Annotated in this window: 25 protein-coding genes and 1 riboswitch; of the genes, 5 read left to right on the plus strand and 20 right to left on the minus strand. The window is 38.9% G+C overall.

The features are described from left to right. The 6 genes from POF52_RS12240 to POF52_RS12265 all read right to left on the minus strand — a co-directional run bounded on the left by POF52_RS12240 (position 1) and on the right by POF52_RS12265 (position 4,977). Entirely contained in the window at positions 1-609 is a 609-nt protein-coding gene (locus tag POF52_RS12240) for an adenosylcobinamide amidohydrolase (protein ID WP_271992914.1), read from the minus strand. Positions 610-697: 88 nt separating this feature from the next. Beyond that, the gene (locus POF52_RS12245; protein ID WP_014460464.1) at positions 698-1,657 is read right to left on the minus strand and encodes an ABC transporter substrate-binding protein; all 960 of its coding nucleotides are present in this window, start codon (positions 1,655-1,657) and stop codon (positions 698-700) included. 258 nt (positions 1,658-1,915) lie between these two features. Then, positions 1,916-2,048: riboswitch (cobalamin riboswitch) on the minus strand. 91 nt (positions 2,049-2,139) lie between these two features. Beyond that, the gene (locus POF52_RS12250; protein ID WP_013056696.1) at positions 2,140-2,454 is read right to left on the minus strand and encodes a thioredoxin family protein; all 315 of its coding nucleotides are present in this window, start codon (positions 2,452-2,454) and stop codon (positions 2,140-2,142) included. Between the two features lie 188 nt (positions 2,455-2,642). Then, positions 2,643-3,245: a YpjP family protein gene (locus POF52_RS12255; protein WP_025752035.1), complete on the minus strand. Its 603-nt coding sequence runs from the start codon at positions 3,243-3,245 to the stop codon at positions 2,643-2,645. Positions 3,246-3,628: 383 nt separating this feature from the next. Beyond that, entirely contained in the window at positions 3,629-4,405 is a 777-nt protein-coding gene (locus tag POF52_RS12260) for a class I SAM-dependent methyltransferase (protein WP_176584921.1), read from the minus strand. Between the two features lie 134 nt (positions 4,406-4,539). Beyond that, positions 4,540-4,977 carry a BrxA/BrxB family bacilliredoxin gene (locus tag POF52_RS12265; protein ID WP_014460467.1) on the minus strand — a complete coding sequence of 146 codons (438 nt, stop codon included), beginning with the start codon at positions 4,975-4,977 and terminating at the stop codon, positions 4,540-4,542. Between the two features lie 241 nt (positions 4,978-5,218). Between POF52_RS12265 and POF52_RS12270 the strand changes: the two genes are divergently transcribed. After that, the gene (locus tag POF52_RS12270; protein WP_176584830.1) at positions 5,219-6,103 is read left to right on the plus strand and encodes a polysaccharide deacetylase family protein; all 885 of its coding nucleotides are present in this window, start codon (positions 5,219-5,221) and stop codon (positions 6,101-6,103) included. Between the two features lie 29 nt (positions 6,104-6,132). Here POF52_RS12270 and POF52_RS12275 read toward each other — a convergent pair whose 3' ends face one another. The 6 genes from POF52_RS12275 to POF52_RS12300 form a co-directional block, all read right to left on the minus strand. After that, a complete protein-coding gene (locus POF52_RS12275; protein ID WP_071275263.1) occupies positions 6,133-7,257 on the minus strand; it encodes a conserved virulence factor C family protein in 1,125 nt (374 codons plus the stop codon). Positions 7,258-7,320: 63 nt separating this feature from the next. Further along, positions 7,321-9,219: an ABC-F family ATP-binding cassette domain-containing protein gene (locus POF52_RS12280; protein WP_271992920.1), complete on the minus strand. Its 1,899-nt coding sequence runs from the start codon at positions 9,217-9,219 to the stop codon at positions 7,321-7,323. Further along, the gene (locus POF52_RS12285) at positions 9,200-9,853 is read right to left on the minus strand and encodes an HD domain-containing protein (protein WP_016763827.1); all 654 of its coding nucleotides are present in this window, start codon (positions 9,851-9,853) and stop codon (positions 9,200-9,202) included. The genes POF52_RS12280 and POF52_RS12285 overlap by 20 nt, the downstream gene beginning before the upstream one ends. Before the next feature lie 124 nt (positions 9,854-9,977). After that, the gene (locus POF52_RS12290) at positions 9,978-10,454 is read right to left on the minus strand and encodes a glutathione peroxidase (RefSeq protein ID WP_271992923.1); all 477 of its coding nucleotides are present in this window, start codon (positions 10,452-10,454) and stop codon (positions 9,978-9,980) included. 61 nt (positions 10,455-10,515) lie between these two features. Then, positions 10,516-11,034 (minus strand): hypothetical protein, encoded by a 519-nt coding sequence (locus POF52_RS12295; protein WP_013056687.1) that lies wholly within the window; start codon positions 11,032-11,034, stop codon positions 10,516-10,518. A gap of 129 nt (positions 11,035-11,163) precedes the next feature. Next, positions 11,164-12,852 (minus strand): formate--tetrahydrofolate ligase, encoded by a 1,689-nt coding sequence (locus tag POF52_RS12300; protein ID WP_271992926.1) that lies wholly within the window; start codon positions 12,850-12,852, stop codon positions 11,164-11,166. Between the two features lie 352 nt (positions 12,853-13,204). Here POF52_RS12300 and metA point away from each other — a divergent pair, with 352 nt between their 5' ends. Next, positions 13,205-14,116 (plus strand): homoserine O-acetyltransferase MetA, encoded by a 912-nt coding sequence (metA, locus tag POF52_RS12305; protein ID WP_271992928.1) that lies wholly within the window; start codon positions 13,205-13,207, stop codon positions 14,114-14,116. Between the two features lie 257 nt (positions 14,117-14,373). Here the strand turns inward: metA and POF52_RS12310 are convergent, their stop codons facing one another. Together POF52_RS12310 and POF52_RS12315 are read right to left on the minus strand one after the other, a co-directional pair. Then, entirely contained in the window at positions 14,374-14,562 is a 189-nt protein-coding gene (locus tag POF52_RS12310) for a hypothetical protein (RefSeq protein ID WP_014460480.1), read from the minus strand. Between the two features lie 84 nt (positions 14,563-14,646). Further along, positions 14,647-15,057, minus strand: a complete 411-nt coding sequence (locus POF52_RS12315; protein WP_016763817.1) for a hypothetical protein — start codon at positions 15,055-15,057, stop codon at positions 14,647-14,649. 160 nt (positions 15,058-15,217) lie between these two features. On the opposite strand from POF52_RS12315, the gene POF52_RS12320 reads away from it, so the two are divergent. Together POF52_RS12320 and POF52_RS12325 are read left to right on the plus strand one after the other, a co-directional pair. Next, positions 15,218-15,949 carry a polysaccharide deacetylase family protein gene (locus POF52_RS12320; RefSeq protein ID WP_074896013.1) on the plus strand — a complete coding sequence of 244 codons (732 nt, stop codon included), beginning with the start codon at positions 15,218-15,220 and terminating at the stop codon, positions 15,947-15,949. Between the two features lie 464 nt (positions 15,950-16,413). Beyond that, positions 16,414-16,578: a hypothetical protein gene (locus POF52_RS12325; protein WP_013056680.1), complete on the plus strand. Its 165-nt coding sequence runs from the start codon at positions 16,414-16,416 to the stop codon at positions 16,576-16,578. Positions 16,579-16,700: 122 nt separating this feature from the next. Here POF52_RS12325 and POF52_RS12330 read toward each other — a convergent pair whose 3' ends face one another. Both POF52_RS12330 and POF52_RS12335 read right to left on the minus strand, forming a co-directional pair. Next, the gene (locus POF52_RS12330) at positions 16,701-17,396 is read right to left on the minus strand and encodes a peptidoglycan-binding protein (RefSeq protein WP_176584836.1); all 696 of its coding nucleotides are present in this window, start codon (positions 17,394-17,396) and stop codon (positions 16,701-16,703) included. 122 nt (positions 17,397-17,518) lie between these two features. Continuing rightward, entirely contained in the window at positions 17,519-18,268 is a 750-nt protein-coding gene (locus POF52_RS12335) for a Cof-type HAD-IIB family hydrolase (RefSeq protein WP_025752018.1), read from the minus strand. 245 nt (positions 18,269-18,513) lie between these two features. On the opposite strand from POF52_RS12335, the gene POF52_RS12340 reads away from it, so the two are divergent. Beyond that, positions 18,514-19,356 carry a sulfurtransferase gene (locus POF52_RS12340; RefSeq protein ID WP_271992936.1) on the plus strand — a complete coding sequence of 281 codons (843 nt, stop codon included), beginning with the start codon at positions 18,514-18,516 and terminating at the stop codon, positions 19,354-19,356. Between the two features lie 76 nt (positions 19,357-19,432). Here the strand turns inward: POF52_RS12340 and POF52_RS12345 are convergent, their stop codons facing one another. The 4 genes from POF52_RS12345 to POF52_RS12360 form a co-directional block, all read right to left on the minus strand. Further along, the gene (locus tag POF52_RS12345; RefSeq protein WP_176584838.1) at positions 19,433-20,077 is read right to left on the minus strand and encodes a FusB/FusC family EF-G-binding protein; all 645 of its coding nucleotides are present in this window, start codon (positions 20,075-20,077) and stop codon (positions 19,433-19,435) included. 135 nt (positions 20,078-20,212) lie between these two features. Next, on the minus strand, positions 20,213-20,482 hold the full coding sequence (locus tag POF52_RS12350; RefSeq protein WP_128820813.1) for a CD3324 family protein: 270 nt from the start codon (positions 20,480-20,482) through the stop codon (positions 20,213-20,215). 375 nt (positions 20,483-20,857) lie between these two features. Next, positions 20,858-20,986: a YuzL family protein gene (locus tag POF52_RS12355; RefSeq protein ID WP_013056674.1), complete on the minus strand. Its 129-nt coding sequence runs from the start codon at positions 20,984-20,986 to the stop codon at positions 20,858-20,860. Between the two features lie 65 nt (positions 20,987-21,051). Continuing rightward, positions 21,052-21,732, minus strand: coding sequence for a class I SAM-dependent methyltransferase (locus POF52_RS12360; RefSeq protein WP_271992940.1), 681 nt, complete (start codon positions 21,730-21,732; stop codon positions 21,052-21,054). Between the last annotated feature and the right edge of the window lie 6 nt (positions 21,733-21,738).

Raw genomic sequence — 21,738 nt, forward strand, 5'->3', positions numbered from 1 at the left:
TCACCTCTTTCCCTTAAGTCCCTGCTCTAAGCTTATTTTCACCAGCTTGGCTACCGCTTGCCCTAAAGCGGTCATAGAGCCTGCATATTCATATAATGGTCCTTGCCGAGACGCTGCAACTGAGATGCTGTCCGTAGATGTTCCCGTAGCAATCGTCTTTGTAGCCGGATCTATGACACCCAGCTGTGACAGCGTTTTTGTTTTAGCTTCTGTGGCCGCAATAAAAAGCTGTAAAAACGCTGCATCCGTAAGCGTACCTTCCACGAAAAAAAACATATTAATTGTACCGGGAGAAGAATAGAACGGGACAGCTTCGTCAGCTGTAATATCTACTGCGTTTCCTACTCCAGCCGTTATCACGGAAGCTACTCTTACTCCGTAGCCTTCATAACAGTAAATCTCTCTTTCTTTTAACCAAACGGCTGTCATTAACCCTACGATTTGCTCATGGCGCACATTTTCTTTCATCAAATATTGCTCATACTCCAAAGAAGGAGTATCTGAATAATAGTCTTTGTGAACAAATCGATTGTAAAAGGTGTCCGTTTCCGTAATGCCTGTTCCTAAAACCCCTGAGCTGTATGTTTTATAAGAAGTCTCGGTTTTCATGATTAAAAGCGCAGGCCGTTCTTCAATTTTAAGATGTGAAAAGGGACCAATCCCCTTTTCAATTCGAACTGGAATATGGTCCCTCTTCTTATTTATTGTACACCTCAGGGTATACTGCTTTTGCTAAGTCCTCTAAGCCATCTACAATACGAGGTCCTAAGCGGTTGATTTTGTTTTGATCAACCTTCTCGATGTTACCCTCTTTTACAGCAGTCATGCTGCTCCAAGCGGGACGCTTCATAATCTCATTTTTATCTGCATCATACGTTGCGATAATAACGTCAGGGTTTAACTTAACAACTTGCTCTTCAGAAAACTTAACCCAACCCTTTTCACTAGCCGCTACGTTATCAGCACCGATCATAGTAAGCATTTCGTTCATGAACGTACCTTTTCCTGTTGTATAAATCTCAGGAGCTCCTGATACCTCTATCCATACTTTTTTACGATCTTCTTTTGAAATCGTTTTTGCTTTTTTCTCAATTGAAGCTACTTTTTCTTTCATGTCTTTAATTGTTTGATTAGCTTCTTTTGTTTTACCTGTTAATTTACCGATTTGCGTAATAGAATCATAAACCGTATCAAACGTTGTTGAATCTTTTACAACAAATACCGGAATACCCGCACTTTCAATTTGTTTAAATACTTCATCCGAAACGCCCATACTTGAAGCGTGTGCCAGCACTAAATCAGGATTTAAAGCAATAACTTTTTCCGCATTAACGTTCATATCTCCTACCTGCGCTTTTTTCTTTACGCTTTTAGGATAATCATCGTTGCTTGTAACACCGACTAATTCTTTTTCAAGGCCAAGGGCATATACAATTTCCGTATTACTTGGCATTAAGGAAACAATTTTCTTAGGCTGTTTTTTCAACGTAATTTCTTTATCACGCGCGTCTTTTACCTTCACTGGAAATGCAGCTTGTGACGTTTGTGCCGTATCTTGCTTCGTTTTTTTATCACTGTTGCTTTGGCTGCCTGCACCGCATGCAGCAAGTACGATGACTAACAGTGCAATAATGGAATACGAAAGCCATTTTTTCATCTAAATACTCCCCCTATATATTGTTCATTGTGAATACGAAACCTCCACGTTAAAGAAAAAGCAAATGATCATGCAAAAAGCAGCGCTATCCCGTTTTTCCGCTTTGACTATGTATACTGCTCGCCGGCAGCTTCAAAATAAAAAAGCTTTACTTTCAATTGAAAGCAAAGCAGGTAACGTCAAGATAAGCAGGAAAAGAATCCGTTCACTATACTTGATATGTATGTTCATTACCCTGCTTCACCCTTCCTCGAAGGTTTCACAGCTAACAATAAGGCAGGTCTCCTGACTTACGCACAAAGCGCTTACAGTGGCGGGACCGCGCTGGTTTTTCACCAGACTTCCCTTTTCACTCAATCTTTAAATTGAGACCTTATTGCTTTACGATTATTCACTTGTCCTAGTATACCCCACTCATGGAAAAATGGAAATAGCCATTCTCACAAAAAAAAGCTGCGAGAATGCTCTCGCAGCTTAAGGGATTAAAGAGTTGCTAAAAATTCACGGACCGCTTCAGGCGTTTTAGCATTTGCACTGTGCAAGTGTGCAATTTTTTCACCGTTTTTATATACAAGAAGAGAAGGAATACCCATTACATTGTTTTCAGCAGAAAGTTCTTCAAACTCATCCTTGTCAATTTTAAACCATGCTTTATCTGTATTTTCATCAACGATTTCATCAATGAACATATCCAAACGTTTGCAATCAGGACACCACGTTGTCGTAAAAATCCCAACGCTTAGTGTTTCGTTCTTAATTTGTTCGCGAAATTGTTTTTCTTCCGTAAATTGTTTCATTGTGTTACCTCCAGCATCTATTCGTTCCTTCTCACTATTCTATGGTAAGAAGTCTGACTTCATTATAAACGATTTTTTTATCGTTGTGCTAATGTTTCAGCTTATTTAGACCCTAACGGTTTTAGACGTAAAAAAATGCTAGCTTAAAAAAGCTAACATTTCGAAATCGCAGAATGTTGTGTCTATTATCAACTAAACCATTTAGGCGGCATGTTTCGGTTCCAATAAATTTTCCCTAAATCATAATGCTTCTGAAAATTATCTGCAGCCGCATGATAGTGAAAATTAAACCAGTATCCATCTTTTGGAGGATTTTCACGCCGTACATGAAATCGTATTAAGTCCTGACCGGTTTCCCGGTCATATACATGGAAAATCTTTTCACCGTAGCCAGCAGCAGGATGCTCGCTTATCTCGAGATTCTGAATTGACTGTTCACGTTCAGTGCCAATGTCGGTCAGCACTTCTTCAATTTTAGGTAACACTGCTTGACGAAATTCATCTTCAATGACAGGTCCAATTTTTGTTCCGAATTTTTCCACTGACTGTTTTTCAGCTGATTCCATTGCATACGTAACAAATGATGAAACGTCTTCATATTTTGGTTCTTCATATGGCAAATGAATATCTTCTATAACAGCTGTGACAGGAGTTGTTTCTCTTACATACCCTGCTTTATGTTGCTTGTCCGCTTTTGCATCATCAACGTATAAATATTCTGGTGGAGTGACAAGCCCAAATGTAAATACTGTAATAAATACAACTAGCATTCTTTTTATCCATCTAGGCATTCGTATCTTTCCTTTCTCATCTTTTCCCATATGGTCTTTTCATATCGTAAAATTCATTGTCATAACTCACTAGGTATTGTAACATACTTATTAATTTTTTACCTATATTTGCTTATTCATTTATGCTGCCTACGGGCATTCGAAGACTTTTTAGTTAGCACCTTCCTTCTTCTGTTTGAGGTTGTCACACCGAGCGGAAACCTATACAAGATATTCCTTTTTTGCTGGATGCTTAAACACAAAAGTATTTTTATGTTCAAAAATATATCATACTTTTATGAACTTTAGATGAAATTCATAAAAAAAACTTCCAAAACTTTTTAATTCCTAAAAGGTTTTGGAAGTCTTTTCAATGATCAGGATTCATTTTACTTTTTTGTTTATTATTGTATATCAATTGTCCCGTAATGAAATTTTGATGTTTTTCGTTTTTGTACGATAAATCCATGTTCTTCAAAACGGCTGCTTTTCCAATGATCTTTTAGCACGATCTTTTGTTTGGCTACTCTTTTTGCTTCTTGTATAGCCATGGGCGTCAGCGTGGTATACAGTGCTATTGCTTTAATACCGTTAATTCCATTCGATTCCTCAATTTGCTCTTGAAACATAGGATCAAAGTAGACAACATCAAAAGAATTATCTTCACAACACGCCAAAAACGATTCGAAATTTTGATGAACCACGTTTATACGCTTCATTGCATCGTTCAACTCTTGTACGTCACTTTCCCAATTTAAAAGTCCTTGTTTGACTAAATAAGCTACATAGCGGTTGCCTTCTAGTCCGACAACTTTCCCGTTTTTCCCTACCGCTGCGCTCGCCATCATACTATCCGATGCAAGACCAAGTGTACAGTCAAGCACGCTCATTCCTTTTTCCAAACTAGCAGCTTCAATAAACGGATCACGTTCTCCTCGCAGCCATCTCTTCACTCTAAACATAGCGGAATTTGGATGAAAAAAAATAGGTTCCTCTTCATTTTGGACATGCAATTCTACTCTATTCTTACCGACAACCAGCACGTCTGCAGCTTGAAGATTCTGAAGATCTGCAACGGATTTCTTCTCTCTTGTTACAAAAGGTATACTTAAATCAGCAGCTACTTGTTTGGCTTTTACAATCATCTGTTCATTTGTTCGACCAGCAGTCGTAACAATCACTTTCATAACTCCCCCTACACTGTTTGGCTATTTACATAAAGAAAAAGGATGCCGATAGACATCCTTTTTCTTATAAAGTATATGCGATTTTTCTCTAAAAATCTATATACTAGATGTGACAAAAGCAGGACATTTTATGAACAGTGCTGCTTAAAACCATTTAAAATGTTTTCAAAAATAACTTCTAACGGCTGACCTTCAATTTCGTGTCGAGGAATAAAATGAACGACTTCTTTTCCTTTTAAAAGCGCCATAGACGGTGATGAAGGCTCAATGTCCCCAAAATATTCACGCATTTTAGCTGTTGCTTCCTTATCTTGACCGGCAAAAACTGTTACCACTTGATTTGGTTTTTGCTCAGACTGTAAATACGCTTGTGTCGCTGCAGGACGTGCTAAACCAGCAGCACACCCACAAACTGAATTAACGACAACAAAAGTTGTTCCTTCAACATTTTCCATAAAATCAACTACTGCTTCTTCTGTTGTTAATTCTTCATAACCAGCTTGAGTTAATTCTTGACGCATTGGTTTAACTAACTGACGCATATATTCTTCATATGCCATTGACATATTAACATTCCTCCTAACAATCATTCACGCTAAAAGCATACTATAAAAACCAGGAAAAATCTAGCTACTCACTCTTCAAATCCTCATCGTTGTCCCGTTCTCCTTTTTCATTTGACAAAAAAAGATCAAAACCGGGTCATATCATCTAAGTTTTTTCCATAAAAATGTCGATTTTTACTATTAATATTCCATTTTTTGTACTATAGTAGTAAATAGTAGTTTAGTAGAAAGGATTTTCAAATTGAACCAGCGATTTAAACCGAACCAAAGATTTAAGCCAAACAAACGATTTTATGCATTTCTGTCTTTAGTGTTAGTGATTGTCGCTTCTTTGTTTTTTATTACAGAAGCCAAAGGAAGTGAATCCGCTTCATCTCAGCAAGTCTTAGCATCTACTGCATTGCCGCTGAAAGAAGCTGCATCTTCAGCACAGCCTGAGAAGCTGCTTAATACACTTCACCATAATATGTATGTAGGAAATACGGTGAACGATCAAAATCAAGCTCTTACACAGCCTGTTTATCTTACGTTTGACGATGGTCCAACACCTGATACTCTTCATATTTTAGATGCTTTGCGTCAATATAACGTAAAAGCAACTTTCTTTATGTTAAAGCATCAAATTGACGCTCACCCTGAAATTGCTAAAAAAGTAGCACAAGAAGGTCATGCCATCGGCTGTCACGGCGTCTCCCATGATATTCATGTCATGTATAGTGAAGACGGCGCTGCGCTAAAAGAAATGCAGGAGTGTCAAGCAACAGTTAAAAAAGTAACCGGTGTTGACAGTAAGTTAATCCGCGTTCCTTACGGCAGCGTTCCTTATTTAAAAGAGCCACACCGTACAGAGTTGCTAAGCCACTTTAAATTATGGGACTGGAATGTAGACAGTGAAGACTGGGCACTTCGTTCTGCACCTAGAATTATTCAAGGCCTTGAACCTCATATTCAAGGGGTTAACTCTAATGGAAGAACACCCGTCATCTTATTTCATGATAAATCCTTTACTGCACAGTCTCTGCCGACTATTTTGACTTACTTAAAACAGTCCGGCTATCAGCCTATTAAAATTGATAACACCATGCAGCCTATGCAGTTTCCAACTGCTGCTGCAAAGCAGTCATAAAAAAAGATCATTCAAGTGAATGATCTTTTTTATGCTTTTCTGCTTTCTGTCATTTGTTTCCAAACAGAACCTTTTGCTTCTTCTCCGCCTTCGATACGTTCGATCGCTAGCTTGATTTGTAAGTCTACCTCAAATTCTTTATCATTCTCTGCTGCTTTTAATGCAGGAAGAGCTGTCTCGTCCCCTACTTCGTATAAATACATAGCTGCACGCCAGCGCACAAGCTTGTTTTTATCACTAAGAGCTTCACACATTGCCGGAATACCTTCTTCAAAGCCTAAATCTGACATGCAGTCTCCAGCAGTACGGCGCACAGTGACTGATTTATCTTTTAATGCTTTGTATAAATAAGGTAGTACCGTTTTTGATTCAATCATTCCTAAATAGACGGTAGCTAAGCGGCGAATAGATGCTTTTTCATCATCAAGCGCTTTATTTAAAACGTCTAAATCAGCTTCTGTCGGATCCATTTGTTCTAAATGGGCATAGCGCACTGACCAATCTTTGTCTTCTAGCATCTCTTCTGTAACTTTATAGGTTTTACGCGGCTGTACCGTTTTTCCGCCTTCTTTTTCTTCTTGTGCATTGGCTACAAGGCGAGTTAATCTTTCTTGAGGATATGCTGCTGCTAATTCTTCGACTACTTCGTCTCCGATAGCCGCTAACTCTCCGTAACGAACGCCTTGTTCTTTCCATTTCCGTTCTAACACTACATTATCTGAAAAGCTTTGAAGCTCTGCTACCGCTTTTGCGAATCGTTCGGGCAGGCCAAAGCGCTTTTCTTCATTTCCGTCCGTTAATTTGACTTGCATCGGTACGTTTTTGAACATTTGAACGGACACATTGACTTCACCAAAATGCTCATTCATTTTGTGTTGTTCACTGTTACTTTGCAAATCTTCACCAAACGCTGCACGAACTTGCGGCAAAATTTGCTTCCAATCATATTTGGCATTTCGTTCTACTGCTAAGAAGTCCGCTACGTGGTAGACTCCTTTTACCCCTTCTACTTTTAAAATATCTTGAACAACTTCCGGGGCCGCTTCAGCATTCTTTTCCGTATAGTTATTGCTTTTTCCGCCTGATAACACTTCGTCTAAATTAATTTTCATTGTATTCGGACTTGGCGTTGGCTCAATTGATTTAATGTTCATGTCGTATCGTACTCCTCTCATTAAAATTGTAGCATGTGGCTTATACTCAGTCTAACGACTTGTTTACGCATTTTCAATTTCTTCAATCAGCTCTGAAAGCTCTGCCCAGCGATCAAGCAGTGTACTTAATTCTTCATTTGCTTTTTCTTGTTCTAACGATAGGTTATGCGCTTTTGTATAATCGCTGCCCACCTGTTCAATTTCACTTGTTAAGCGTTCAATTTCTTCTTCTTTTGCTGTAATATTACCTTCGATTTCTTCCCATTCTTTTTGTTCTTTATACGTTAAGCGACGCTTTTTCGTTTTCTCCGGCTGTTTTGGCTTTTCTTCTTTCACTTTAGCCTGCTGAACCATTGCCTGCTTCTTCTTCATCGCTTCTTCCAATTGATCCGTATAAGCGCCAAAATAAATCGAAATGTTTCCTTCTCCTTCAAAAACTAGTAAGTAATCTGCTACTTTATCCAAGAAATAGCGATCATGTGATACGGTGATAACGACACCTGGAAATTCTTCGAGATAGTCTTCAAGCACCGTTAGCGTTTGAGTATCCAAATCATTAGTCGGCTCATCTAGAAGCAAAACATTTGGCGATGTCATTAATAATTTCAATAAGTATAAACGACGGCGCTCTCCTCCGGACAACTTTTGAATTGGTGTTCCGTGCGTATGTGAAGGAAATAGAAATCTCTCGAGCATTTGCGACGCAGAGATCATTTTTCCATCCGTCGTATGCACAACTTCTGCCGATTCTTTAATATAATCAAGCATGCGTTGATTTAAGTCCATATCGTCGCTTTCTTGGGTATAGTAAGCAACTTTAACCGTTTGTCCTCTGTCAATTTCACCGCTATCCGGCTCAATGCGCCCTGCAATCATATTCAAAAGTGTAGACTTTCCGCTTCCATTTTTTCCGACAATTCCAATCCGGTCTTGTTTTTTCACAATGTGCGTAAAGTCTGAAAGAATGATTTTATTTTCATACGTCTTAGACACATCTTTTAATTCAAACACTTTTTTCCCCAGGCGACTGCCTGCTAAACTTAAATCCAATGATTCTTTTTCAGAAGAATCGAGCTTCCCCTCTAATTCATCAAATCGTTGAATACGCGCTTTTTGCTTAGTCGTACGCGCTTTTGCTCCTCGGCGAATCCAAGCCAATTCATTGCGATATAAGTTGCTTAATTTTGCTTGAGTTGCCTTTTCCTGCTCTTCTCGAATCGCTTTTCCTTCTAGAAAAGCAGCATAGTTTCCTTTATAGCTATATAAATTCCCACCGTCTAACTCAAAAATTCGGTTTGTAACAGCATCCAAGAAATAGCGATCATGAGTAACAAGCAATACGGCTCCTTGATATTTGGATAAATATTCTTCGAGCCATTTAACCGTCTCATAATCCAAGTGGTTAGTCGGCTCATCTAAAATTAATAAATCAGGTGTTTGAATTAGGCTTTGCGCAATTGACACGCGCTTTTTCTGTCCACCTGAAAGCTCACCGATTTTTGCACTCATATTTGAAATTCCCAGCTTCGTTAAGATCGACTGTGCGTTAGAATTGGCTTCCCACGCGTTCATCGCATCCATTTTCTGCTGTAAATCGTACAATGTTTGCTGGTTTTTCTCGTTTGCAGAATCTTGCTCTAACGCATACAGAGCTAGCTCATAGTTTTTTAGTAAGTTAAGAAGAGGCGTATCTCCGCTGAAAACTTGCTCCAAAACCGTTAAGTCTTCATCAAAATCAGGATGCTGAGGTAAATAGGTCACGCTGTAGTCTTTAGTATGAACAATATCTCCTTCGTCTCCGAGCTCTAGACCTGCGATAATTTTAAGAAGCGTCGATTTTCCTGTTCCGTTTACACCTATCAAGCCGATTCGCTCATTTTCCGTAATTGTAAATGTTAGCTGATGAAACAGCTCTTTTTCTCCATATGTTTTTGTTAAGTTTTCAACAGTCAGCATTTTCATAATGATAATTCCACTCTTTCTTAAATTGAACTAAAAATTCTTTCATATATGTATGTCGCTCTTGCGCTAGAGACCGTGCTGTTTGAGTATTCATTAACGCAGTGAGCTTTAATAACTTTTCATAAAAATGTGCAATAGCCGTTGATTTCCCGTGCCTGTATTCTTCTTCCGTCATCTCACTTCGTACAGCAATGTTTTCATCATACAAAGCCGTGCCTTTAGCACCTGCATACATAAACGTACGTGCGATACCAATTGCACCGATCGCATCTAAACGATCTGCATCTTGAACAATTTGACCTTCAAGCGTAGCCATAGCCGGACGGTTTCCGCCTTTAAATGACATCGTTTGTAAAATGTGAACGATATGCTTGCAGTTCTCTTCTTCTACCTGATGACTCTTCAGCCACTCCCACACTTCTTCGTACGCCTTTTCAACATCTTCCACTAGCTTATCATCTACAACATCGTGTAAAAGCGCGGCTAGTTCGATAACTTCCCGATTGCCGCCTTCTTTTTTATATAAAAGCACTGCATTTCGACGCACGCGATCGATATGCTGCCAGTCATGACCCGTCGTGTCGTGCGCAAGCTTTGCTTGAACCCACTTTTCCGTTTCCGCTATTTTATTCATTTGCTCACCTCAATTATATCCACCATTATTTTAGCACAAAGTAAGGCGCTCGTCTCACTGACAGCTAAGCACCCTCTGAAAATCCTTGCTGAAAAATAAAAAACAGATGGAAACCCACCTGCTTTTACAGCAATTCTTTTATATCTTTTTGAATATCTTTTGGTGCAGTTTGAGGTGCGTATCGCTTTACGACTTCACCTTGACGATTCACTAAAAACTTTGTAAAATTCCATTTTATCCCTTTGGAACCTAGCAGGCCCGGTGCTTGTTCTGCTAAGTATGTAAATAACGGGTGTGCGTGCTCCCCTTTTACATCTACTTTTGCAAACATCGGAAACGAAACGCCATAGTTTAACTCACAAAATTGTTCAATATCGTTTGAACTTCCTGGCTCTTGACCACCGAACTGATTGCAAGGAAAACCTAGAACCGTTAGGCCATTTTCTTTTTCTTCTTCGTACAGCGCCTGCAAATCTTTATATTGAGGGGTGAAGCCGCATTTGCTAGCTGTATTCACAATCAACAGCACGTCACCTTGATAGTTAGATAGCGATACGTCTTCGCCTTTAATTGTTTTTGCGGAGTATTCATACACGCTCATCAAAACGCCTCCTTTTCCCTATTGTAATTCACTTTATTTCGGAAGTACAACTGAAACGCTCTTATGATTTGTCGTAAAGAACCTTTAGCTGATCAGTCGTTTGCAGCATGTAATCAATCATCTCGATTAAATCTCCTACTTGGTCTTCGTAAATGAATCGGTTAAAGGTTACCTCAATATTGTTTTCGTATTCGCTTCCTCCGACTTCATGAGTAATACGCTGCTTCACAACTCTTGTTGTTCCCCAGATCCTCTCACACATTTCCTGTATGTTTTGAAACTCAGCTTCTTCAAATGGTTTTTGTTTTTTTAGCTGAAAATGAATATAAACTGTACACCCTGGTTTTTCTACACGGGAAGGCGTTAATTCAGCATGAATGTTGTCTAAGTCGGTTGATAAAGTTAGCGACGCGGTACAGCAAAAATGCGGTTGAAAAGAAATGCGGTACGTTCGAGTAAACTGAGCTAAGTCTACAAAATCTTCGCGATTCGTAACAGATACTTGCCCAGATAAGTCAAGATCATAGATCTCTCCTTCTACAACCACTTTTAAATTATCAAATACAATTGGATCAAACATTTCAACTACTTCCTTTTTTATAAAATGCGAACAGTCAGCTCTTCTTCTTTCTTGCCAAATTACTTCATAACATACCTGTTATTTTGTTTTATATCATAAGAAAAGCGATGCCTTGGCATCGCTTTTCTCTTAAAAAATACCTAATGCATGTCCATTTTCGTCAATATCCATATTGAGCGCAGCAGGTTTTTTTGGAAGTCCAGGCATTGTCATAATTGAACCTGTTAGCGCCACGAGAAAGCCAGCTCCGAGCGAAGGACGGAATTCCCTTACCGTAATCTTAAAATCAGTTGGTCGCCCAAGCTTCGTCTGATCATCACTTAACGAATACTGTGTTTTGGCCATACAGATTGGCAGGTGATCCCATCCGTTTGCTTCAAATTGCTGTATTTGCTTTAACGCTTTTGGAGCAAAATCTACGCCTTGTGCTCCGTATACGGTTTTAGCAATAGCTTCTACTTTTTCTGGAATCGAAGCTGACACATCGTAAAGGGGAGAAAACTGACTTTCCGTCTCGTTCATGACTTCAAGAATTTTTTCAGCAAGCATGATGCCGCCTTCTCCACCTTTTTCCCATACTTCTGTTAAAGCAACTGGAACATTCTTTGAAGCACACCAATTCATAAGCGCTTCTACTTCACCTTTTGAATCTTTTATAAAACGGTTCACGGCTACAACATAAGGAACGCCGAATGCCTGAATCGTTTCAATATGTTTTTCAAGATTTTCAATTCCCGCTTCTAAAGCCTCAATGTTTTCTTCATTTAAACGCTCTTTAGGAACGCCCCCATGCATTTTCAAAGCACGAATTGTCGCAACGATTACTACCGTTTCTGGTTTAATATCTGCCATACGAGCTTTAATATTTAGGAATTTTTCTGCGCCTAAATCTGCCCCAAATCCCGCTTCTGTTACTACATAGTCGCCTAGTTTTGCAGCCATTTTTGTTGCAATGACGCTATTGCAGCCGTGGGCAATATTAGCAAAAGGACCTCCGTGAATGAGGGCTGGAGTATGTTCCAACGTCTGTACAAGGTTTGGTTTAATTGCATCTTTTAAAAGAAGAGTAAGCGCTCCTTGTGCACCTAAGTCTGCAACCGTTACAGGCTCATTGTCCATGTTATAAGCTACCACAATAGACGCTAAGCGACGCTTCAAGTCTTGTAAATCTGACGCTAAGCAGAAAATAGCCATAATTTCTGATGCCACCGTAATATCAAATCCATCTTCTCGAGGAACACCCTGCATCGGACCACCTAATCCAATGACGACCTGACGCAGCGCGCGGTCGTTTAAATCTACCACTCGTTTCCACGTGATTTTACGTGTATCAATACGCAATTCATTTCCTTGATGTATATGGTTATCTAAAATAGCTGCCAGAGCGTTGTTAGCTGTTGTGATGGCATGCAGGTCTCCAGTAAAGTGTAAGTTAATATCCTCCATTGGAAGCACTTGAGCATAACCGCCGCCAGCGGCACCTCCTTTAATTCCCATTACCGGACCAAGAGATGGTTCACGCATGGCGACAATCGCTTTTTTACCTAATCTATGTAATGCCTGAGCTAAGCCAACCGTCACTGTCGACTTCCCTTCTCCCGCTGGAGTTGGATTAATAGCTGTAACTAAAATCACTTTTCCATCTTGTTTTGTGTGTAAACGTTCCATAACGGATAAAGAGAGCTTGGCTTTATAATGTCCGTACGGCTCTAGCTCGGCCTCTAAAATATCCAGGTGCTCGGCAATCTCTTTAATCGGTTTAATCGTTGCCTCTTGTGCAATTTGCAAATCACTTTTTATTTGCTTCTTAGTTGTCATACAAAAACCCCTTTTCTGCTGAGAATTCTTTTTAAACACTTCATCAAAAAAGGATAAAATCCATTTTCCGGGGGAGATATGAAGTTTACTAAATACAGGAACGACTGCGGTATAAATTTTACTGAGTTTCAGTCAAGTAAAAAAAAGCATAGCAACGCTCCAGTTTAACCTTATTGTACCATTTCATTTTAGCCATTACGCATATTAATGCTCTTTTTTTTCAAAATTCAATTGCTTAATATTCTGTATATTCCTATAATAGTATATTGTACATAAATGTTGAACCTCATTTTCACGTGAGAAAGAACATTTATACGCGTCATTACTTCGAAATCGAATAGGAGGAATTTTATTGCCTATTAATATTCCACGTGATCTTCCGGCAAAAGAAATTTTAGAAAAAGAGAGAATTTTCATTATGGACGACGTGCGCGCGGTTAACCAAGAAATTCGCCCGCTTAATATTGTTATCCTAAACTTAATGCCGGAAAAAGAAAAAGCTGAAACGCAATTATTACGTTTACTCGGGAACTCACCGCTGCAAGTGCATATTACACTTCTTTACACGGCAAGCCATAAAGCAAAAACAACGAGTAAAAATCACCTAGATCAGTTTTATAAAACGTTTGAACAAATTAAAGAACGAAAATATGACGGAATGATTATTACAGGAGCACCTGTAGAACATATACCATTTGAAGAAGTAAACTACTGGAAAGAACTTCAAGAAATTATGGATTGGTGTAAAACAAATGTGACTTCTACCCTTCATATCTGTTGGGGAGCTCAAGCCGGACTTTATCATCACTTTGGCATTGACAAGCGACCTCTTTCTGATAAATGCACGGGTGTATTTACACATGTTGTATCGAGTGAAGAACCAATTAAGCTTCTGCGAGGATTTGATGATGTCTTTTATTCTCCTCATTCCCGTCACACTGATGTAGACATGAGTGAAGTACAAAATCATCCTGGCCTTGAGCTTCTTTCCTATTCTGAAGAAGCTGGTGTGTATATGGCGATGTCTAAAGACGAAAAGTTTGTTTTCGTTACAGGGCACCCAGAGTACGACGTTCAAACACTGCAGGAAGAATTTCTTCGAGATACAGAAAAAGGACTAGAGCCAAAGCTTCCGGAACACTATTTCCCAAACAATGATCCCGACAAAAAACCTTTAAAAACTTGGCGCTCTCATGCCAACCTATTGTTTATGAATTGGTTGAACTATTATGTTTACCAAGAGACTCCTTATCTGTGGGAATGAAAGAATCGAGCGGCCGTATTTCAAACATAAAAAACGACAAGTCCTTATATGGATTTGTCGTTTTTTATGTCCTGCTGTTCTCTTTTTAACGTGTATAATTATATGTATGTTCTTCTCGCAAACCGCTATAAAGAAGTATTTTCCTCCTCCAGATTCAACATTTCTTTTTTGTAAATAGCTATGTTTTCCTTTTGAATTTTCATTTAGAACATAGTTTTATCAAATAAATAAAACACAATCTTCTAACAGATTGTGTTTTACAGTTCTTTAATGTATTCAATGACCGAATCTGGAAATTCGTTTCGAATTCCGCAATTCCCACAATAAAATCCGCTATATTCGTCTGTCGCAACGTACTGTCTTAGAAGAAACAATGTTAACCTGTTTGGGAGACCGCATTCTGTGCAAAACGCCAGGTATTTGCTGCGCTGTCTGTTTGCTGACATACGTTTCATCCTTTCGATTAACTATAGAAAGCGTTTTCTTATTTATATGGAGCTTTCTTGTTAGTTTATGACAGCAATTACGGTCTACCTCCAATTATTGTCGCGACGAGAAGGGCGGAATAAACGCAGAATTAAATTAATTATAAGCACAATAGCTAAAATGTTAATTAACAATCCAAAAATCCCGCCCAGTGCACCCATATGACCAAGCAACCCCCCAAATAACATCCCTGCCAGGCCGCCATAAAGCAGTCCACGGGCGAATCCTCCTCGTTTTGAACGGGTAAATCCTCGATTTACAGTTCCATTTCTGCGGTTTGAAAAATTAGACCTCGGCTCATTTTGTCTAATGCTTGGCTGTCTATTAAAGGACCGCTTCCCCGAACGGTACGACCTTGCACTTACGTTATAGTCATCATGATAGGAAATATATTCAGCTAAGGGAGATAAACTTAGCGAAAAAATCAATGCTACGGCAATCATTATTTTTTTCATCTGCTTTTTCCTTTCTTCACCTAATAGTAACTGTTTATTATAGTACGCTGTTTCATGCATATCATACGCTTTGACACAAAAGGGAAATTCAGCTTCATACAAAATTTTTAATCGGGTATCATAACGTTATACTTTGCCCTAGAAAGGAGCGTGCATGTACATGATACGAAGAATTAGCATACTGCTTTTTACACTGTGCTTTTTATTTAATGGAGCCCTTCCTGCACTATGTAAAGCGGAACAAGTAAAAAATGTAGCTGTGCGTGACCGTTTGCTTTATCAAGGTAATAACCAACTAAAGCAAACCGCCCTAACATTTGATGATGGACCGGATCCGCGCTTCACTCCACATGTATTGGATCAGTTGAAAAAGCATGGTATTAAAGCAACCTTTTTTCTTATTGGGGCAAAAGCTCACGAACACCCTGAGCTGGTGAAAAGAATGGTAGCTGAAGGTCATGCTGTTGGGATTCATACCTATTGGCACCCCAATTTACTAAAGGAATCTACTGAAAAGTTTCACTGGGAAATTGCCAAAACTCAGGCTATTATTAAAAACATTACCGGTTTTGAAACACAGCTGTTTCGTCCTCCATATGGAAATTTAACGCAAGAAATGATCAACGAGCTGCCAAATGAAAATGTCTATGCGATTAACTGGTCTTCTGATTCATTAGACTGGAAGCAAATTCCAGAAACAGAAATCACCAATAATGTATTTAAGAACATGCACGCCGGAACAATTGTTTTGATGCACGATGGCGGCCATTGGACCATGGACCTTTCTAACACCGCAAAGTCGCTCGATACCATCATTCCTAGACTTAAGCAAGAAGGATATCATTTTGTGACCGTCCCAGAACTTTTGCACATCCCTTATCCAAAAAATTAAGCTCCAAAGAGTTTCTGATTTAGAAACTCTTTGGAGCTTTACGATTTCCCTTGATAGAAAGTAAATATGCCTCTCCTACAAAAAGAGCGTGTCAAAAGATCTAATTCAAATCCATCTTAACACTCAAAAATATGCCTTATTTCTTCAAAACGTTATCATACTAAAGATACAAAAAGAGGCATTCTTTTTTTGTTCCATCGCTCTACAATAGAGGGAATTTACGGATAACCTCTAAAATAGGTTTTAAGTTGCATGATTAGGAGTAAATATTACTATAACTACTCTCATATTTTTAGACAAGCTGCATATAGATAAAATGAGAGAGTCGAACGCATTCCACATATCCCTAAATTTCTTCTTCTCACAAAAAAATTGACGAACTTTTTTTGTCAACAGGTGCGTATAGATATGATAGAATTCCTATATAATGACCTGGATTCATTTCTAAACAAGGAGTTTTGACTATGATTAATGAACAAGAGACGTTGTTATTTATTAAAGAACTTGGCCGCTTGTTGAAAGACTATCAAAACTGTTCAAACGCCTCTGTAAAAAGTGAAATATATAAAGATATCGTGTTGTTGAGCAATGTTATCCAGTTAGATCACGTGAACGTTTCTTACGCTTAGAAAATCCTTTTTATTTCTTTATAAATTTCAGTTTTTCTACTATAACTACAGAAAAGGAAGAAAGGAGACGATTTCCATCCATCTCTTTTCTTCCTTTTCTCGTTATCGGTTTTTACGGTTATTTAGAACATAGTTTTATTAAAATTATTGTAGAGTTTTTCGAGTGTCTTCGGTCCAACTATTCCATCTACCTGCAGATAAAGTGCTTGTTGAAAAGCTTTTACCGCTTTGAAAGTAGAAGACCCGAATATACCGTCTGCGCCTCCAAAAAGAGAATAACCTAAGTGAATAAGCATACGCTGAATTAACTGTACGTGATTTCCTCGATCTCCGTATTTAATTAACATGCTTGAAGCCTTTGGCGCCTGTTTTTTAGGTCCTTTTCCACTTCGAAGCTCCGACAAAGATAAACCGAATGTATATTGAAAATGAGGGTAATCTTTTAAGCTTGTCCAATCTCCTCCCCATTCCAATCCAATCCTTTTTCCTATCTCTCCCGCTTTGTTCCATCTTCGATCAATGGTCCAGTCAACTTTCCCGTCGTTATCAAGCAGCGCAATGTCAAAAGCTAGTCCATAGTTATGATAAGAATACCCGCCTTTGGCATTAGTCACAATACTTCCTGGTGTTGTTCGGCCTTGTGAATATAGTTTGTGCTGATGCTCTATCGATCTAAATCCTTCAGTGATACTAACAAATATGCTTTCTTTATATGCTTGCCCAATGAGCTCGTACGCTTTTTCTTGCACTATTTCATGTACATCTTGCAACTTATTTTCTGCTTTTTGTAACAGCTTGTCTAATGATAAATCACTCATACTCCCCACTCCTTAACTAGATGGCTTCTCCTTATATATACGTATAAGACGAACTCTAAGGGAAGCATCCAGTATCAGTTTATGCGGGAAGCAGTTAAGTTGTGCAACATGGAGAGTTGCTGTTATTTCAGCACCCAGTGGCTGATAGCCTTCGCTACTCCGTTATTGACATTTGTATCTGTCACCCAGTCCGCTGCTTCTTTTACAGCTTCCTGAGCATTTCCCATGGCGATTCCACACCCTGCCGCTTCAATCATAGCCATATCATTTAAGCTGTCTCCCATAGCAATGACTTCATCCATTGAAATGCCCAAACGTTCACATACAGTCATGATCCCTTTTGCTTTATTAATACCAAGTGCATTAATTTCTAGATTCGTTAAACTAGAGTTGCTAATTTCAAAATCTGAAATGCCTGCTATTTGTTTCAGCACTTCTTCTCGTAAAGCATCATCTGGAATATCGTAGCCAAACTTCAGCCATTCCTGTGAGGCAATATCTTCTGGAAATTCGTCTCTCCATACTTTATCCGTAGTCACCGCCCAAAAGTTAAGCTTATGCTCTTGCGTTAAATTCCACATCTTCTCGATGGAAGAAGCATCAATTAACTTTCGTTCTACAAGCTCTCCAGATTCATCCCAAATTTCACTTCCGTTCACTGTAATCAGGTAAGAAGATAGCTGAAGAGACTGCGCATATTCACGGCATGTTAAAAGGGAGCGCCCCGTGCTGAGCACCACATGAACACCTTGTTCTTGGGCTTTAGCAATGGCCTCACGATTTTCTTTAGAAATTTCTTGCTGATTGTTCAGCAGCGTTCCATCCATATCTAGTGCGATCAGTTTAAATTCTTTCTTTTCATTTGTTTGCATCTTTCTCTCTCCTTCTCATCAATAGTAGGTATGACATTACGCTGAGCATTTGACTTACACTATGTAACTCTTATTATAACTGTAGCACAGGAGCATTTCGCTCTGCACCAGATAAGCGTTAAAATGGTTAATTATTCTATGGGGAACAATTGAAGGAAAACAAAATAGCTTTGCCGTAATTTACATATAACGCTTTTCATTTTTAGTTATTTCAACTAGAATTTTGGTAAAAGGATGTGAATGTTATGAATACTATTATTTCACCAGTTGACTTACATACTGCATTACAGCAACCCCAACACTCCATTGTGTTGCTTGACTGCCGATTTACCCTTGGGAATTCTGAGGCAGGTGCAAGCGCTTATCAAAATCAGCACCTCCCGGATGCTCATTATTTGGATTTAGAAAAAGATTTGTCTTCTGCAGCTGCTTCTCCCGGAGGCAGACACCCGCTGCCTGACGTTCAAAAGCTAGCTCAAAAGCTCGGCAGCTTAGGAATTAATGCTGATTCAAAAGTCGTCGTTTATGATGAACAAAACGGAATGATGGCTTCAAGAGCATGGTGGCTACTGCGATATATAGGAATTGAATACGTAAAAATTTTAAATGGAGGTTTTAATAACTGGAAGCAATCGGGATATGAAACAACGAAGAACGTACCAGAAGCTTCTCCTCAAACATTTGTACCTTTCGTTCAACAAGATTGGGGACTTGCAGGAGTTGAATACGTAAAAGAGAATCTTCATAACCCTAATGTTATTCTGATAGACTCTCGTGAAAAAAGGAGATATCTCGGCTTAGAAGAACCCATTGATTTTGTAGCAGGACATATCCCAGGCGCCATTCATTCTTTCTGGCAAGATGTGTTAACTTCAGAAGGTTTGTGGAAAACAGATAAAGAGTGGAAGGAAATGTTTTCAGCTATTGATTCTCATGCTGAAATCATTGTATACTGCGGATCGGGTGTATCTGCTTGCCCGAACGTTTTAGCTTTAAAATCAGCAGGTTTTCCAAATGTAAAATTATATGCCGGCAGCTGGAGCGATTGGATTAGCTATCGTGACAATCCCATTGAGAAAACAAGATAGCACAAAGAAGGCTCAGTCTCACCAAAAGTATAGAGGCTGAACCTTCTCTTTTTGTATTCTTCTTATTAGCCGCATGTTATTTACTGAGCCTTAACATAAAGTCATGAAGCCGCTCTAAGGTAAGCAGATTTTGATTACATGCTTCGCTATCTTGACAAATATAATTCCCTCGTTGTGTAAATGTCCCTTGAACAGTTCCTTTGATTTCAGCAGTGAACATACCGACTTCCTCGTAGCTGTGGCAAAGCGTGCATATTCCTTTCTGGTTGATAGGTTTAAACGTTCCTTGAATACCTTTTAACTTCTGGGTATACGACTCCTGCGCTACGATAAACTTTCTGTTTGAGCCTTTATCGATCCAGCTGACATAGGAAATGCTCGTTAGATCAATGCTATCAGCAGAAGGAACTTTTAACTTTTTCACTTTTGGAAACAGCTTTTTCACGCCAGCTTCTGTAAAAGATTTAAATGGAATCACGTAAGGCTTTATCGTTTCTAAAAACACCTCTGCTTGCTCCTTATTCCTAACTTCAGCAACTGACAGCAGTAATTCTTCCTGTTCCTCGCTAAGAACATCAAACACATTTAATACTTTTTCTTTTGCAAGAGCTTTTAAAGCCTGCAGCACATCAGAATTGTTTACTGTTCCATGCCCATTGACAAGAATTTGCGTTTGGCTTTTGATAAAATTATATTGATCATTTCTTATAAACGCTTCCACGTTCTTCACTCCTTCTTCATTTAATTAGCTACTTTTTACTTTACCGTACGGATTCCTTTTATGAAATGTAAAAAATAAATCAGAAATAAACTATACCTAAAAAAGCGCGGGCATTCAGTTGCCAGCGCTTGATTTCTACCGTTGCTTTTTATATACAATTTTTTTGATGGATTCGGTTGATAAAAAGTATTCACGGGCTAGTTCCTCAATTGAAGTTCCTTTTTCAAACAAATTCTTAATCCGTTCGTTTCGCTCGTCAATCAACTTTCTTCCACCAGAGCAAGTTCCCCATTTTCTTTTTTCCTTCTGCGGCTTTGGAATATAAATGGTTTCTCCTTGAATGTATTTTTGAATTTCACTAATCAGCTCTTCAGGTAAAATATTTGTTGCTTTTACATACGTCATTTCTGCCAGCTCCTTATTTGGTTTTGCTTATACAATAAGGGGCAAAGCCGTATATATTAGAAATGAGATATGCGCGGTTAGGCGATGTCTATTACTAAACCGTCCACCCCATGCAAAGTATCGCCTTTCTAATATCAGGCTTTGCATGAGACGCTGCAGTATCCGGTAAACATCTTTTATTTACCATTTATTACACCTCCACTTTACATCGGTTGTAAACCAAGCTTGTATAAAATTACAATTATTGGCTCAGATTTTATTATAAGCTATCTATAATCTTGCACACAATATTTTCTTATTTATAAAACTGACCCCATAAATAAAACGAACTTGCAGGGAGCTCGTTGTTCTCCCTGCAAGTTCGTTTTATTTTTGTTATGAACGCTTCTGCTTTTTGTTAGCTGAACTGCTTTGAACACCTTGTTCAGAAGTGGTCGTCCCTTGTCCTTCTACATTTGGTGAACCTAGCTCTGATTTTGAGCGGTCTTTTTTAATTTTACTCATGTCACTCACCTCCAGTTTGTAGTGTACCCTTTGTACAGCTACATATAAGGAGAGGTGTGCTGTTTTTATTGTTTCTTGAGCATAAATAGCCATAGAAACGTTAAGGCTTGCTTTAATTCATTTGGGAGCTGTCCAATCAGCTTATCTGTAACATTTCGCTTATATACACCTTCGCCATCGATTACTTCCCATCCATTTTCTTTTGCAAGCTGTTCAAACTCCCACGGCATCATCGTATTGCAAATAACGTCTTCACCATATAGTCTTTGAAAACTATTGGTACGAGGCTGAGCAGTTGGTCCAAGAATACCTACACATGCATATCCTCCTGTTTTTACAACTCGGTGCAATTCCTTCAGAGCTAATCGCGGGTGCTCCGTCCATTCCAGGGCGTTGATTACCATAACCCCTTCTACTGATTCAGAAGACAGCGGGAGCTTCATAATATCAGCTTGAGCGAACGACAAATTTTCACTTTTATGCAGCTCGGATGCTTTTTGAATCATTTCTTCTGATAAATCAAGACCGATTGCTTTATATCCAGAAGCGGCTAGAAGAGACGTCCCAAACCCATCACCGCAGCCGACGTCTGCCACTATACCACCTGATTTAAGATGTTTTTGAATAAATGGAATAACTGTTTTCCGACTTCCGTTTTTCCACATTTCTTCACTTCGGCTATTCCAAAATGATACTTTTTGGTTCCATTCGTCTTGAGCTTGGTCATGCCAATTAAATGTTGTCATTTTTTA

The sequence above is a fragment of the Priestia sp. AB genome, assembly GCF_028369225.1.
In the GTDB taxonomy this organism is placed as follows: Bacteria; Bacillota; Bacilli; order Bacillales; family Bacillaceae_H; genus Priestia; species Priestia megaterium.

Coding starts and splice junctions, on each gene's coding strand:
- POF52_RS12240 (WP_271992914.1), bottom strand. CDS start 609: ATGAAAACCGAGACTTCTTATAAAACATACAGCTCAGGGGTTTTAGGA.
- POF52_RS12245 (WP_014460464.1), bottom strand. CDS start 1,657: ATGAAAAAATGGCTTTCGTATTCCATTATTGCACTGTTAGTCATCGTA.
- POF52_RS12250 (WP_013056696.1), bottom strand. CDS start 2,454: ATGAAACAATTTACGGAAGAAAAACAATTTCGCGAACAAATTAAGAAC.
- POF52_RS12255 (WP_025752035.1), bottom strand. CDS start 3,245: ATGCCTAGATGGATAAAAAGAATGCTAGTTGTATTTATTACAGTATTT.
- POF52_RS12265 (WP_014460467.1), bottom strand. CDS start 4,977: ATGTCAATGGCATATGAAGAATATATGCGTCAGTTAGTTAAACCAATG.
- POF52_RS12275 (WP_071275263.1), bottom strand. CDS start 7,257: ATGAACATTAAATCAATTGAGCCAACGCCAAGTCCGAATACAATGAAA.
- POF52_RS12280 (WP_271992920.1), bottom strand. CDS start 9,219: ATGAAAATGCTGACTGTTGAAAACTTAACAAAAACATATGGAGAAAAA.
- POF52_RS12285 (WP_016763827.1), bottom strand. CDS start 9,853: ATGAATAAAATAGCGGAAACGGAAAAGTGGGTTCAAGCAAAGCTTGCG.
- POF52_RS12290 (WP_271992923.1), bottom strand. CDS start 10,454: ATGAGCGTGTATGAATACTCCGCAAAAACAATTAAAGGCGAAGACGTA.
- POF52_RS12295 (WP_013056687.1), bottom strand. CDS start 11,034: ATGTTTGATCCAATTGTATTTGATAATTTAAAAGTGGTTGTAGAAGGA.
- POF52_RS12300 (WP_271992926.1), bottom strand. CDS start 12,852: ATGACAACTAAGAAGCAAATAAAAAGTGATTTGCAAATTGCACAAGAG.
- POF52_RS12310 (WP_014460480.1), bottom strand. CDS start 14,562: ATGTCAGCAAACAGACAGCGCAGCAAATACCTGGCGTTTTGCACAGAA.
- POF52_RS12315 (WP_016763817.1), bottom strand. CDS start 15,057: ATGAAAAAAATAATGATTGCCGTAGCATTGATTTTTTCGCTAAGTTTA.
- POF52_RS12320 (WP_074896013.1), top strand. CDS start 15,218: ATGATACGAAGAATTAGCATACTGCTTTTTACACTGTGCTTTTTATTT.
- POF52_RS12325 (WP_013056680.1), top strand. CDS start 16,414: ATGATTAATGAACAAGAGACGTTGTTATTTATTAAAGAACTTGGCCGC.
- POF52_RS12330 (WP_176584836.1), bottom strand. CDS start 17,396: ATGAGTGATTTATCATTAGACAAGCTGTTACAAAAAGCAGAAAATAAG.
- POF52_RS12335 (WP_025752018.1), bottom strand. CDS start 18,268: ATGCAAACAAATGAAAAGAAAGAATTTAAACTGATCGCACTAGATATG.
- POF52_RS12340 (WP_271992936.1), top strand. CDS start 18,514: ATGAATACTATTATTTCACCAGTTGACTTACATACTGCATTACAGCAA.
- POF52_RS12350 (WP_128820813.1), bottom strand. CDS start 20,482: ATGACGTATGTAAAAGCAACAAATATTTTACCTGAAGAGCTGATTAGT.
- POF52_RS12355 (WP_013056674.1), bottom strand. CDS start 20,986: ATGAGTAAAATTAAAAAAGACCGCTCAAAATCAGAGCTAGGTTCACCA.
- POF52_RS12360 (WP_271992940.1), bottom strand. CDS start 21,732: ATGACAACATTTAATTGGCATGACCAAGCTCAAGACGAATGGAACCAA.